The organism is Clostridium sp., from assembly GCF_030532265.1.
Classification (GTDB): Bacteria; Bacillota; Clostridia; order Clostridiales; family Clostridiaceae; genus Clostridium.
This window is the reverse complement of record NZ_JAUNLM010000026.1, coordinates 1-14,191: the sequence shown is the minus strand read 5'-3', so window position 1 is coordinate 14,191 and position 14,191 is coordinate 1. Positions and strand designations below refer to the sequence as shown.

Sequence of the window (14,191 nt, the reverse complement as noted above, 5' to 3'; positions counted from 1 at the left end):
ATTAAAGATAGAGGTGATTTTGTATGAGAATAGAGCTTGAAAAAGCATTAGGAAAAATGCCAAGTTTAAAGTCAAAAATAGATGAAATGAGGGCTTCACTTTGACAAGGAAGCTTTAGAAAAACAAATTGAAGAATTAAATCTTAAAATGCAAGAGGTAGGATTTTGGGATGATATAAAACAAGCTGAAGAAGTAACAAAAGAAAGTAAATTCTTAAAATCAAGATTAGAAAGATTTAATTTATTAGAAAGAAAAATAGAAGATATAGAAGTTTTAAATGAAATTATGGAAGAAGATGATGATGAATCAATAAATGAAATAATTTCAGAAATAAAGGAATTAGATAAATTAGTTGAAGAATATAGAATAGAAATAATGCTTTCAGGTGAATATGATAAAAATGATGTGATATTAACACTTCATGTTGGTGTAGGTGGTACTGATGCTAATGATTGGACAGAAATGCTACTAAGAATGTATACAAGATGGTGTGAGAAAAAAGGATTTACTGTTGAAACTTTAGATTTAATACAAGGTGATGAAGCAGGAATAAAAAGTGTTACATTAAAAGTAAAAGGTGATTTTGCATATGGGTATTTAAAAGCAGAAAAGGGAATTCATAGATTAGTTAGAATATCACCTTACAATGCTAATGGTAAAAGACAAACTTCTTTTGCATCAGTTGAAGTTTTACCTGAGCTTACAAAAGATCAAGACATAGATATAAGACCTGATGATTTAAAAATTGATACATTTAGAGCAAGTGGAGCTGGTGGACAGCATGTTAATAAAACTGAATCAGCAATTAGAATAACTCATATACCAACTGGTATAGTAGTTCAGTGTCAAAATGAAAGAAGTCAATTCGCTAACAAAGATACTGCTATGAATATGTTAAAGTCAAAGCTTATTGAATTAAAAGATAGAGCACATAAAGAAAAAATAGAAGATTTAACAGGAGAACTTAAAGATATGGGATGGGGAAGTCAAATAAGATCATATGTATTCCATCCATATAATATGGTTAAAGACCATAGAACTGGAGAAGAAACATCAAATGTTCAAGCTGTCATGGATGGTGAAATTGATTCATTTATAAATGCGTATCTTTCAAGTGAACTAAATTAATAAATAAAGCAGGGATTAATATATTAATTAAAGAATATAAAATATAGTATAATTAAGAAGTAAAAATTTAAATTAACTATAGAAGAAGGTATAAAAATGTATAAAGAACAATTAGAGAAAATTTATCTTAATAAAGAAATTACTTTAAAAGAATTTTGGGAAGCTTTTTTTAGTGAATTATCATTTAAGGAATTTATTAAAGAGAATAAGATAATTGAAAAAGAAGAAATTGGCGATGAGAATATTGTAAATATAAGTTATAAAGGTGAGAAATATAAAATAAAACTTTATGTTGAAGATCTTAGACTTGAAGATTTAAAGGACTGTATTTGTAAAGTAGAATATATAAAAAGTATATAATAAAAATTTAAGGTGAAATTAAAGTTTATAATTTTAATTTCACCTTTTATAATTTTAAATTATAGGTTTAATTTTTAATAAATCTAAAATATCAATGTTAAAAACATTTTTACTTATAACATAAAAGCTATATATTAAAGTTAATGCTGTCAAAAATTTTAGAGTTCTATTAAAATATTTCTCTCCATTAGAATTAGTTTTTATAAAGAAAATACTTATATTAGCCTTAATAGGATAAAAAAGTTCTATTCCTTCCTTTGTTAATAAATCAAGAAAAAGGTGAGATATATATCCTAATAAAAAGCCATAGCACATACTTAAAACTATAATGTTATTATTGCTCGTTTTTATAAAAACTTGAAATGCAAAAAATATAATAAAAACACATACTAGGCTATGAGTAAAACCTCTATGTCTAAATCTTCTTCCAAATAATCTTGATATAAAAGGGTGTCTTTTACTAATAAAAGAACTTTTCATATCTATATCAGGGAAAAGTGAACCAACATGAGAAGTATAGAAAAATATTAATATAGATAATAATGCATAACCTAAATTATAATTTATTAAATATTTTGTAATAAAAGTGTTTAATGTAATAAGAGCAATAAAGAATCCTCCTGATGAATGTGTTTCTCTAGTCATATCTTATAGCACCTTTTAAAATAATTATTTAATCATAGTATACACATTATATAGTTATATGCCAAGTATTACAAATCTTATTTATAAATATTGAAATTATGAATGAGAATTTTTATGATTTTCAATTTTTTTTAAAATTGGATAACTTATTAATACTAAAAAGCAAACGAAGGAAATTGCATGTAATGTAGGATTAAAAATAAATAATTTACTTTTCGGATAAAGTTCATTAACTAAATAATTATCAACAACCTTGAAAACATTATCAACAGAATCTGTAGATATATTTTCAACTTTATCAGATGGAGTGTGGATTTTACTAACATCTGAATGACATATAGTTAAAGCATCAAAATTATTATTTATAAAACTTGCATGATCGCTTGAATCTTCGTATTTTATATTATAGTCTTGATTTTTTGTTAAACATATATTTTCAAAATCTTTAAGTAAAGGTGAAGGCATATCTATAGATTTACTACCTCTAATAAATGTAATAGGATAATTTTTTGCTCCTATCATATCAAAATTAATAACTTTTGCATCTTTTAAAATATCTTTATATTTTGATGAGAATTTTTGAGAACCCAAAAGTCCAAATTCTTCTCCATTTAAGGCTACAAATATAATATCTCTATTTGGTTTTGGAAGAGATGATAAGTAAGAAGCTAGTTCTAATAAAAATGATGTTCCAGATGCATTATCTAATGCTCCACAATATAAGTTATTCAAGCAATCAATACCCATATGGTCAAAGTGAGCAGTTAGAATTAATGGCGGATTATCATTATTTCTACCTTCTATTTTTCCAACTACATTAAATGTTTCTGTATTGACTAATTTATAAGGCAATGTTACTGAAATTTTCAAATCTTTTTTTAAGCTTTTTATCATATAATCATAGGTTTCTTTTGATATAGCAATTGCAAATGATATTGGTGATTCATATACAAAAGAACTTCTAAAATTAAAATTATTTTCTTTGCTAACATAAAATAAAAAAATATCTTTACCTTTTCTAAATGATATTGAAGATGGAGATATATTTATACTATCATCAGAAGATAATGTTACATCTGAAATTTTAAAATTAAGCATATCTTCTTTAAAGTCTTCTCCGTATTTAAAGTCTTTAATAACTTTTTCTGAATTAGTTATTTGTAATTTAGCACTTGTATTATTTTTAATTGGGGTTACTACTTGAAAACTTTCTTTATAATCAGAATCTAAAGGTTTTAAACCTAAAGATTTAAAAGTTTCAGATATGTAGTTTGAAACATTATCATTTTCCTTTGTTCCGCAAAGTCTTCCTGCAAATTTCTCTGATGAAAGAAATTCAATATTATTTTTCACATCTTTTGAATCAAATGTATCAATAGAGCATCTTAAAATTAAAAATGAAATAAAAATAATTGCAGAAATAGCAGTTAATATTTTATAAGTTTTTGACTTCATTAAATTCTCCTAAAAAATTGTTTTAATAAAGTTTATTAACCTTCTGCAATTATTATGATAAAAACAATATTAAGTTTAAGTTAAGCCTTTTTATATAGCATATCAACAATTGCATAAACTATAGTAAATAACAAACATATGCATATTAAGAAATTAACTTTAGATTGATAAATTAAAAGCAATCCACCAAAAAGAGTGGTTGTGAGAATAACATAATTTATAAATTTATGCATACCAGCTTTTTTACCTGTTATAACAGAAACTGATGATATTAATATTAAAGATAAGGTTAAAAAAGAAAGAGATTCTCTTAAAATACTAGAAAATTCTATTATTTTAAAGTAATCAAAGGTTAATAATGTTATAAAAATTATTAATAGCAAAGAAATAACTTTTTGAATTTGAGAATTCATAAAAACACCTCTAATCTGGAAAATATTTACAATTAAAATTATACTAGAACTTAACATAATTACAATATGTAATATTAAGTAAATATTATAAAACAAAATTTTATTATAGGGTATAATAGAAAGATAAGGAAATTTAAGTGTGGAGGTATAAAATGAATATTAATGATAGATTATCAAAAGAATTAGGTCTTAAATTAAATATAATTAATAATGTTATTGAGTTATTAGATGGAGGGAATACAGTTCCTTTCATAGCTAGATATAGAAAAGAAATGACAGGCGGTCTTTCTGATGAAGTTTTAAGAAACTTAGAAGAAAGATTAGTTTATTTGAGAAATTTACAAGAAAGAAAAGAAACTGTAAGAAAATTAATTGAAGAGCAAGGAAATCTTACTGAAGAAATAGAGAATAACTTAAAAAAAGCAGATACTTTAACAGAAGTAGAAGATATATATAGACCATTTAAGCCTAAAAAGAGAACTAGAGCTATAATTGCATTAGAAAAAGGTTTAAAGCCTTTAGGTGAACTTATTTTAAGTGGAGAATTTAAGGGCAATATAGAAGATGAGGCAGAGAAGTTTATAAATGAAGAAAAGGATGTAAATAGTAAGGAAGACGCAATTAAAGGTGCGCTTGATATAGTTGCAGAAATAATATCAGATGAAGCAAAATATAGAAAGTGGATTAGAACATTTGTATTTAATGAAGGTTTAATTGAAACTAAAGGTGGAAGTGAAGAACAAACTCCATATGAAATGTATTATGATTATAGTGAAGAAGTTAAGAAAATACCTTCACATAGAATACTTGCTATAAATAGAGGAGAAAAGGAAAAAATTCTTTCTGTAAAGATAGTTTCAAATGAAGATAAAATAATAAGCTACTTAGAATCAAATTTATTAAAAGGAAATAAGGAAACTGATATATTATTAAGTGAAGCAATAAAAGATTCACTAAAGAGACTTATATATCCTTCAATAGAGAGAGAAATAAGAAGTGAACTTACAGATAAAGGTGAAGAAGGTGCTATAAATGTATTTAAAGAGAATTTAAAAGCATTATTACTTCAAGCTCCTATAAAAGGAAAAGTAGTTATGGGATACGACCCAGGATTTAGAACTGGATGTAAAATAGCAGTTTTAGATAGTACAGGTAAATTTTTAGAAAATACAGCAGTATATCCAACTGCACCCAAAAATGATGTTGAAGGAACAAAAAATACATTAAAAAATCTTATTAAAAAATATAGTGTTGATGTTATATCACTTGGTAATGGAACAGCTTCAAGAGAATCAGAAGAAGTTATAAGTGAGATGATAAAAGAAATAAAAGATGAAACAGGAAAAGAAGTAGCTTATGTTATTGTTTCAGAGGCAGGAGCATCAGTTTATTCAGCATCAAAACTTGCAAGTAAAGAATATCCAGACTTAGATGTTACAGTTAGAGGAGCTATATCAATAGGAAGAAGACTTCAAGACCCACTTGCTGAACTTGTAAAAATAGATCCAAAGGCAATTGGAGTAGGACAATATCAACATGATGTAACTCAAAAAAGATTAGAGGAATCTTTAAATGGTGTAGTAGAAGATTCAGTAAATAAGGTTGGAGTAGATTTAAATACAGCAACACCAAGCCTTTTAACACATATATCAGGAATAAATTCAAGTATTGCTGATAATATAGTAGCTTATAGAGACGAAGTTGGTTTATTTAAATCAAGAAAAGAATTGCTTAAAGTTAAGAGATTAGGTCAAAAAGCATTTGAACAATGTGCAGGTTTTTTAAGAGTTATGGAAAGTAAAAATCCATTAGATAATACTTCAGTTCATCCTGAATCATATGATGCAGCTAAAAAGCTTATAGAAATTTTAGGATATACTATAGATGATTTAAAAAATAAAAAGCTAACTGACATAGAAGAAAGAGTTAACAAAAAAGGATTAAATAATCTATCAAAAGAAATTAAAGTTGGAGAACTTACTCTTAAGGATATAATTAAAGAATTACAAAAACCTGGTAGAGATCCAAGAGAAGATATGCCAAAACCAATATTAAAAACAGGAGTTATAGAATTAAAAGATCTAAAGTCTGGTATGATACTTATGGGAACAGTTAGAAATGTTTCAGACTTTGGAGCTTTTGTAGATATTGGAGTACATCAAGATGGGCTAGTTCATAAAAGTCAAATGGCTAATAAATTTGTTAAACATCCACTTGATATAGTTAAGGTTGGAGACGTAATAAAAGTTAAAGTATTAGATGTTGATGAAAAAAGAAAAAGAATAGCACTTTCTATGAAAGAGGTTGAATAGTAAAAAATAATATTTTTATTATATAAAGTTTGAAGACTATATAATACATGTAAAAAAATGTCTATCTTAATTAATTAGATAGGCATTTTTTTATGAAATTAATCGGAATTTTTAGAGAACGTTTTCTTGTTTGTGGTAAAAAATGGATGATATAATATTATTAGAAAGGAGGAAAATATGAAATATATATTATCAATTTTAATAGTGATGGTTCTCACTTTTATATCAATGTTTATGTTTACTATTAATATGAATAAGGATAAAAGTATAAAGTTAAATGCAAAATTATCATCTGTAATGATTATAGTAGCATTACCTATAATCTCTTTGGTTGGTGGAACATTATTTTTAGCCTTTAAGTTAATAGAAACAATATTAAATTTAAATATAAAAACCTATGATATATTTTTAATTTCAATAATAGGAGTATTTATAATATTTATTTGTGATTTAATAAGTAAAAAAATAATAGGAGAAGTAGTACCATCTATTTTTGCAAAAAAATATAAAGAACAAGATTTAAGTGAAGAAAAAATGTTAGAAATAATAAATAACTCAAGAAAAAACTTTAATATATGTACTTTAGTAATAATGTATCTTTTAAGTCTACTGTTTTATCTTATAGTAATGAAAGTCATATCAGTAGAAGTATCTTTATTATTCTTAATCTTAATATCTTTTATAAATTTAGTCAGCTATAAGATATTTTTTAGAACATCAATAAAAGAATAAAAAATATGTAATAAAAATAAAAAAATATAAATATTAATTAATAGAGAGAAGAAATTATATAAAAGCTTATAAAAAATTATGTTTTAAATAAAGTGGTACTTACCACTTGGAGTTGGGAGGAGTTAAAATGCCAAATATTTTATTAACAAGAGTGGATAATCGTCTTATACATGGACAAGTTGGAGTAACTTGGGTAAATCATTTAGGTGCTAATTTAATATTAGTTGCAAATGATAAAGTTGCAGCAGATCCTGTTCAACAAAGCTTAATGGAAATGGTTTTACCAGACGCAATACAAACAAGATTTTTTACAATAGATAAAACAATAAATATAATTCATAAAGCTTCAGATAGACAAAAAATATTTTTAGTTTGTAGAACACCACAAGATGCATTAAGACTTATAGAAGGTGGGGTACCAATAAAAGAATTAAATATAGGAAATATGCATTTTAGTGAAGGAAAAGAACAAATCTCATCAACAGTATCACTAGATGAAGATGATAAAAAGACAATAAGAAAAATTATTGACTTAGGTATTAAAGTTGAAATTAGAAGAGTTCCTGACGAAAGAGTTGAAGTTGACATAGAAAAGTACGTTTAATTCTAAGTTGCTTTCATTTTAATTATTTAATATATTTTAAAATTTAATAAAGGGGGAACTTTTAAATGTTAGTAGAAGCATTGTTAATTGCTATCTGGGCTGGTATAGCTGGTATCGATATGTTCGATGGATTAACACATATACACAGGCCAATAGTAACAGGACCAATTGTAGGACTTATACTTGGAGATATGACTACTGGACTTATTGTAGGAGCTTCTTTAGAAGTTGTATTTATGGGAATGGTACCACTAGCTGGCGCACAACCACCAAATGTTGTTATCGGAGGTATTATAGGTACAAGTATTGCAATTCTAGGAAAACTTGATCCTCAAGCAGCAATTGGAGTTGCTATTCCATTTGCTGTAGCTGCACAAGCTGGAATTACATTATTATTTACTATTTTTTCACCAGTAATGCATAAAGCTGATAAATATGCGGAAGAAGCAAACACCAAAGGAATTGATAAAATTAACTATATGGGAATGGTAGTTTTATTTATATCATATTTCATATGTGGATTTTTACCAATATTCTTTGGAGCAGAACAAGCTGCTGCAATAGTTAATAAAATTCCTACTGTTATAATTGAAGGATTATCAGTAGCAGGTGGAATGATGCCAGCTATAGGATTTGCTATGTTACTTAAAATTATGCTTAAGAAAGAATATGTTGCTTTCTTAATTGGTGGATTTTTATTAGTAACTTACTTCAATATTCCAATATTAGCCCTTGCTTTAATTGGATTATGCATAGCTTTATATGATTATTATGCAAAATCTAATGAACCTGAAAAAGTTGTTGTAAAGGAGGAGTATGAAGATGGCATCTAAAGTAGAATATAAACAAGCATCTGAATCAGTTAGCTTAGGATATAAAGATGCTAGAACTGATAAGGTAATAACTAATAAAGATTTAAATAAAATGGTATGGAGATCTTTATTCCTTCAAGCATCTTTTAATTATGAAAGAATGCAGGCGTGTGGATGGTTATATGGATTATTACCAGGTCTTAAGAAAATTCATACAAACAAAAAAGACCTTTCAGATTCAATGAAAGATCATATGGAGTTTTTTAATACACATCCATTCTTAGTTACATTTATAATGGGACTTGTAATTGCCATGGAAGAAAATAAAGAAGATAGAAATACAATAAGAGCTATAAAGGTTGCTACAATGGGACCTTTAGGCGGAATTGGAGATGCTTTATTTTGGCTTACAGCACTTCCAATTTGCGTTGGTGTAGGAGCATCACTTGCAAGTCAAGGAAATATTGCAGGACCTATAGTATTTTTATTATTATTTAATGCATTACATTTCTTCCTAAGATTTTTCTTAATGAAGTATGGTTACAACACAGGTGTTAAAGCTATTTCAAATTTAAAAGAGCAAACTAAAAAGATTTCACATGCAGCTTCAATTGTTGGATTAACAGTTGTTGGTGGGCTTATAGCATCAATGGTTAACTTAAAGACTACATTTGTTGCAACAGTTGGTCAAGCTGAAGTAAAGATTCAAGAAGGAGTTTTAGATGCCGTAATGCCAAATCTTTTACCTTTACTTTATACATTTTTAATGTATAAGCTTCTTAAGAAAGGTATGTCACCTATTATGTTAATAGGAGCTACTGTAGTAATTGGTATTTTAGGAAAGGCAATTGGTATATTATAAATTAAAAATATTAAACTTTGGGGGATTACTTAATTAAGTCCCCCTATTTTATTGTAAAATATAAATAGGTAGTTACCAGTTTGAAAATTTAAAGTTTATATTGAAAAATTAGTTTGTAATTGATTATAATTAAATTATAATTATAAACAAGGTGGTAATTAACAGTGAAAGTAATAGATAAAAGTTCTAAGATACCTCTATACTTACAGCTTATGGATATACTGATAGATAAAATTAATAAAGGTTTAAAAGAAAATGATAGATTATTATCAGAAAGAGAAATATGTGATATATATGATGTAAGTAGAACTACGGTAAGACAAGCTTTAGATGAATTAGAAAGAGATGGTTATATATATAAGTTACATGGAAAAGGTACGTTTGTAGCGCCAAAAAGGGTTAATCAAGATTTAGTATCATTTTATTCTTTTACAAACGAAATGAAAAAAATTGGGAAAGAGCCATCTTCTCAAATAATTAATTTTGAGATAGTAGAAGCTGGAGAAAAGATTTCAAATAAATTCAATATTAAAGCTGAAGAGTTACTTTATAAATTAGTAAGAGTTAGGAAAGCTGATAATGTACCTATGATGTATGAAGTTACATATTTACCATTTGAAAGATTTTATGAATTATCTAAAGAAAAATTAGAAGGCAAAGCCATGTATGATGTACTTAAAGAAGAGTATAATGCAAACTTAACATTTGCAGAAGAATATTTTGAGCCTATATTAACTAATAAGCTAGAAAGTATTTATTTAGAAATACATGAAGGAGCTCCTAGTTTAAAGATCGAAAGATATACTTATGAAAGTAAAAGATTAATAGAATATACAGTAAGTATAGTAAGAGGAGATAAATTTAAATATAGAGTTCAGTTAAATAATAATTAAATTAAATAAAAATAAAAATTTTTAAAACAGGTGGTAATGACAACATTATCAGTTAAGGAGGGTAATAAAATGATTTTTGAATTAACAGAGGAATTTTGGGGAGAGGTTAATGGTATATTTACTGCTAAAGAGATAAGGCAACAACCTGAGCTTTGGAAACAAACTTATGAAATCATAGAAAATAATAAAGAAAATATCAAAAATTTTTTAAATAAAAACTTAACTGAAAAAACTAGAATAATTTTAACTGGTGCAGGTACATCAGATTATGTAGGAGATACTATTTATTTATATTTAGCTAAAAAGTTAAATTTAAGAGTTGAAGCAATTGCAACAACTGATTTGGTATCAAACCCATATGAATTTATAGAAGAAGACACAAAAACAATATTAGTATCATTTGCAAGATCAGGAAATAGTCCAGAAAGTATTGGTGCTTATGAATTATTTCAAAATAATGTTAAAGATATAGCACAAATGGTTATTACATGTAATAAAAATGGTGAATTAGCTAAGAAATCAGAAGAATATGAAAACACACTATGTTTATTAATGCCAGAAAGGTCAAATGATCAAAGTTTTGCAATGACAAGTTCTTTTAGTTGTATGGTGCTTGCAACATTATTAGCTTTTGATATAGATAATTTAAAGGAAAATAAAAAATATGTTGATATAGTTGTAAAGCAAGGAGAAAAAATATTAGAAAATAAATTTAAAGATGTTAAAGAGCTTGTAGATTTAGGATGTAATAGAGTTGTTTATTTAGGTTCAGGAGCATTAAAGGGATTATGTCAAGAAATGGCTCTTAAAAATTTAGAGTTAACTAGTGGAAAGATAGTTACTGTTTGTGAATCAGTTTTAGGATTTAGGCATGGTCCAAAGTCTATTATAGATGATAATACATTAGTTATTTTTATGAATTCAATAAATAGTTATACAAATCTTTATGATTTGGATTTAATAAAAGAAATACATGGAGACAATGGAGGGCATAAATTAGCTGTAATTAGCTATAACAAAAACAATGAACTTAATTCATTATGTGATAAGTATATAGAAATAGATGGGCAGGATATTCCAGAAATATATACAGTATTTAATTACATGCTTTTTGGACAAATGTTTGGATTATTTAGTTCACTTAAGTTAGGAATATCTCCAGATAATCCAAGACCTGATGGAACAGTAAATAGAGTAGTAAAGGGTGTAATAATACATGAATATAAGAAATAGTCTATAAGTAGGGGGAATTTTAAATGGTAGGAATAATATTAACAGGTCATGGAAATTTTGCAACAGGTATATTAAGTTCATTAAAGCTTATTGCAGGAGCGCAAGAAAATTTAAGATGTGTAGATTTTATTGAAGGGGATAGTACAGAAGCTTTAGAAAAAAAATTAAAATGTGCAATTTCAGAATTAAATACTGATGAAATTTTAGTTCTTTCAGATTTAGCAGGTGGATCTCCTTTTAAAATTTCAGTTCTATTAAGTCAAAAATTACAAAATAAGAATATGAGAGTATTAGCAGGGACAAATCTTGGAATGCTTCTTGAAGTTTCATTATGTAGAGATGGAATGAATGTTAATGAGTTAATAGATTTTGCTATTAATTCAGGAAATAATTCAATAAAAGCTTTTGAAGTAAAGAAAGAAAATAATGAAGAAGTAGATTTTGTATATGGAATTTAATATGAACTTAGGAACAGTTATAAGAGTTTTAAGAAAGAGGGTAAAGAGAATGGGAAAAATATTATCAACTAGAGAAATGCTTAAAAAAGCTCAAAGAGAGGGATATGCGGTACCAGCATTTAATATACACAACTTAGAAACTTTACAAGTTGTTGTTGAAACTGCATCAGAACTAAAGTCACCAGTTATATTAGCTGGAACACCATCAACTATTAAATATGCTGGCGCTGATTATATTGTTTCAATGGCTGAGGTTGCTGCAAAGAAATATAAAATTCCTATAGCTATACATTTAGATCATTTTGAGGATATAAGTGATATAAAAGATTATATAGACAAAGGTTTTAAGTCAGCAATGATTGATGCATCTTATGAAAAGTATGAAAATAATATAAAAATAGTTAAAGAAGTTGTTGAATATGCTCATAAATTTGATGCTACAGTTGAGGCAGAGCTTGGAAGACTTGGTGGGCAGGAAGATGATTTGGTTGTTGATGAAAAAGATACAATTTATACAAATCCTGACCAAGCTAAAGATTTTGTTGATAAAACTGGTATAGATTCATTAGCAGTTGCAATTGGTACTGCTCATGGACTATATAAAGGAAAAGCAAAGCTTGATTTTGAAAGATTAAAAGAAATAAGAGAAAAAGTTTCTATTCCTTTAGTTTTACATGGTGCATCAGATGTGCCTGATGAATTAGTTAAAGAAGCTATAAGGTGTGGAATATGTAAAGTTAATGTAGCTACAGATTTAAAAATACCTTTTTCAGATGCTGTAAAGAAATATTTTGTGAATCATCCAGAAGCTAATGATCCAAGAAAATATATGACACCTGGTAAAGAAGCAATGAGAGATATAGTTAAACACAAGATAATTATATGTGGAAGTGATAATAAAGCTTAAAAAAGAGGTGAATAATATAAATGCATCCTATTAAAGAAATAGTTAATAAATATAAGATGGGAGAAACAGTAGGAATATTTTCTGTTTGTTGTTCAAATCAATATGTAATTGAGGCTGCGATAGAAAGATTAAGAGATACTAATATGAATCTTTTAATTGAATCAACAGCAAATCAAGTAGATCAATTTGGTGGATATACTGGAATGAAACCAAAAGAATATATAGATTATATTTATGACTTAGCTTATAAAAATAATTTTCCAAAGGAAAGAATAATCCTTGGCGGAGATCATTTAGGACCTTTAACATGGACAAACTTAGATTCTAAAATAGCTATGGAAAATGCAAAAGTATTAGTTAGAGAATATGTTCTTGCAGGATTTACAAAAATTCATTTAGATACAAGTATGCCGCTTAAAGGCGATATTGAATCAGGAAAATTTGGAGATGAGATAATAGCTAAAAGAGCAGCTATTCTTTGTGAGGTATGTGAAAATGCATATAAAGAATTGTTAAATATAAATAAAAATGCAATCCATCCAGTTTATATAATTGGTAGTGAAGTTCCAATACCTGGAGGTGCACAAATAGAGAATGATGAAGAAGAAGGAATAAAGGTTACAAGAAAAGAAGATTTTGAAACAACTGTAAATACATTTAAAGAAGCTTTTTACAATAGAGGATTACGAGAAGCTTTTGATTATGTTGTAGGAGTAGTTGTGCAACCAGGAGTTGAATTTAGTAGTGATAATGTTTGGGAATATAATAGAGATTCAGCAAAAGAATTAAGTGATGCTATAAAGAAATATGATAATTTAGTATTTGAAGCTCACTCAACTGATTATCAAACGCCTAAAGCTTTGAGAGAAATGGTTGAGGATGGATATATAATTTTAAAAGTTGGACCAGCTTTAACATTTGGCTTTAGAGAAGGTGCCTTTGAATTAAATGCAATGGAAAATGAATTATTAAAATATAATCCAGATTTAGAATTATCAAGGTTTATGGATGTATTAGATTTTAATATGGTTAAAGATCCAAAGGATTGGATTAAACATTACTCAGGTACAAGTGAAAAAATAAAATTTGATAGAAGATATAGTTTATCAGATAGATGTAGATATTATATGCCAAGAGAAGATGTAAATTTTGCATTGGAAAAGATGATGGATAATTTAGAAAAAGTTGAAATTCCAATAACTTTAGTAAGTCAATTTATGCATAGTCAATTTAAAAAAATTAGAGAAGGTAAGTTAAATATTTCGGCGAAAGAGTTATTAAAGGATAGAATTGGTGAATATATAGATGATTATATTTTTGCGATAAAATAATACAAAAAATATAATGTTATTTTATTGACAATGATAAGTTAAGGTG

General features: G+C 26.6%; 15 protein-coding genes. 12 read left to right on the top strand and 3 right to left on the bottom strand.

Features of this window, described 5'->3' with window-relative positions; translation table 11 throughout:
- Positions 1 to 23: 23 nt before the first annotated feature.
- A protein-coding gene (prfB, locus tag Q4E08_RS07220) for a peptide chain release factor 2 (protein ID WP_303129709.1) occupies positions 24 to 1,128 on the top strand; the annotation gives its coding sequence in 2 pieces (ribosomal slippage) (positions 24 to 89 and positions 91 to 1,128; 1,104 coding nt in all).
- A gap of 96 nt (positions 1,129 to 1,224) precedes the next feature.
- Entirely contained in the window at positions 1,225 to 1,488 is a 264-nt protein-coding gene (locus Q4E08_RS07215) for a hypothetical protein (protein WP_303129703.1), read from the top strand.
- 54 nt (positions 1,489 to 1,542) lie between these two features.
- Here the strand turns inward: Q4E08_RS07215 and Q4E08_RS07210 are convergent, their stop codons facing one another.
- The 3 genes from Q4E08_RS07210 to Q4E08_RS07200 all read right to left on the bottom strand — a co-directional run bounded on the left by Q4E08_RS07210 (position 1,543) and on the right by Q4E08_RS07200 (position 4,001).
- A complete protein-coding gene (locus Q4E08_RS07210; RefSeq protein WP_303129701.1) occupies positions 1,543 to 2,133 on the bottom strand; it encodes a metal-dependent hydrolase in 591 nt (196 codons plus the stop codon).
- Positions 2,134 to 2,229: 96 nt separating this feature from the next.
- Positions 2,230 to 3,588: a M28 family metallopeptidase gene (locus Q4E08_RS07205; protein WP_303129699.1), complete on the bottom strand. Its 1,359-nt coding sequence runs from the start codon at positions 3,586 to 3,588 to the stop codon at positions 2,230 to 2,232.
- 80 nt (positions 3,589 to 3,668) lie between these two features.
- Positions 3,669 to 4,001, bottom strand: coding sequence for a hypothetical protein (locus tag Q4E08_RS07200; RefSeq protein ID WP_303129697.1), 333 nt, complete (start codon positions 3,999 to 4,001; stop codon positions 3,669 to 3,671).
- 152 nt (positions 4,002 to 4,153) lie between these two features.
- Here Q4E08_RS07200 and Q4E08_RS07195 point away from each other — a divergent pair, with 152 nt between their 5' ends.
- From Q4E08_RS07195 to Q4E08_RS07150, 10 genes are all read left to right on the top strand, one after another.
- The gene (locus Q4E08_RS07195) at positions 4,154 to 6,313 is read left to right on the top strand and encodes a Tex family protein (protein WP_303129694.1); all 2,160 of its coding nucleotides are present in this window, start codon (positions 4,154 to 4,156) and stop codon (positions 6,311 to 6,313) included.
- Between the two features lie 177 nt (positions 6,314 to 6,490).
- A complete protein-coding gene (locus Q4E08_RS07190; RefSeq protein WP_303129692.1) occupies positions 6,491 to 7,045 on the top strand; it encodes a hypothetical protein in 555 nt (184 codons plus the stop codon).
- A gap of 127 nt (positions 7,046 to 7,172) precedes the next feature.
- Positions 7,173 to 7,649, top strand: a complete 477-nt coding sequence (agaB, locus tag Q4E08_RS07185) for a PTS galactosamine transporter subunit IIB (protein ID WP_303129690.1) — start codon at positions 7,173 to 7,175, stop codon at positions 7,647 to 7,649.
- A gap of 65 nt (positions 7,650 to 7,714) precedes the next feature.
- Positions 7,715 to 8,482, top strand: coding sequence for a PTS N-acetylgalactosamine transporter subunit IIC (gene agaW, locus Q4E08_RS07180; RefSeq protein ID WP_303129688.1), 768 nt, complete (start codon positions 7,715 to 7,717; stop codon positions 8,480 to 8,482).
- Positions 8,472 to 9,323, top strand: a complete 852-nt coding sequence (locus Q4E08_RS07175) for a PTS system mannose/fructose/sorbose family transporter subunit IID (RefSeq protein ID WP_303129686.1) — start codon at positions 8,472 to 8,474, stop codon at positions 9,321 to 9,323. Before agaW ends, Q4E08_RS07175 begins: the two co-directional genes overlap by 11 nt.
- A 164-nt stretch (positions 9,324 to 9,487) precedes the next feature.
- On the top strand, positions 9,488 to 10,216 hold the full coding sequence (locus Q4E08_RS07170; RefSeq protein ID WP_303129684.1) for a GntR family transcriptional regulator: 729 nt from the start codon (positions 9,488 to 9,490) through the stop codon (positions 10,214 to 10,216).
- Between the two features lie 69 nt (positions 10,217 to 10,285).
- A complete protein-coding gene (locus Q4E08_RS07165) occupies positions 10,286 to 11,449 on the top strand; it encodes an SIS domain-containing protein (RefSeq protein WP_303129682.1) in 1,164 nt (387 codons plus the stop codon).
- Positions 11,450 to 11,472: 23 nt separating this feature from the next.
- Positions 11,473 to 11,907 carry a PTS galactosamine/N-acetylgalactosamine transporter subunit IIA gene (agaF, locus tag Q4E08_RS07160; RefSeq protein WP_303129680.1) on the top strand — a complete coding sequence of 145 codons (435 nt, stop codon included), beginning with the start codon at positions 11,473 to 11,475 and terminating at the stop codon, positions 11,905 to 11,907.
- Between the two features lie 49 nt (positions 11,908 to 11,956).
- Positions 11,957 to 12,814, top strand: coding sequence for a tagatose bisphosphate family class II aldolase (locus tag Q4E08_RS07155; RefSeq protein WP_303129740.1), 858 nt, complete (start codon positions 11,957 to 11,959; stop codon positions 12,812 to 12,814).
- Between the two features lie 20 nt (positions 12,815 to 12,834).
- Positions 12,835 to 14,145 carry a class II D-tagatose-bisphosphate aldolase, non-catalytic subunit gene (locus Q4E08_RS07150; RefSeq protein ID WP_303129678.1) on the top strand — a complete coding sequence of 437 codons (1,311 nt, stop codon included), beginning with the start codon at positions 12,835 to 12,837 and terminating at the stop codon, positions 14,143 to 14,145.
- Positions 14,146 to 14,191: the final 46 nt, after the last annotated feature.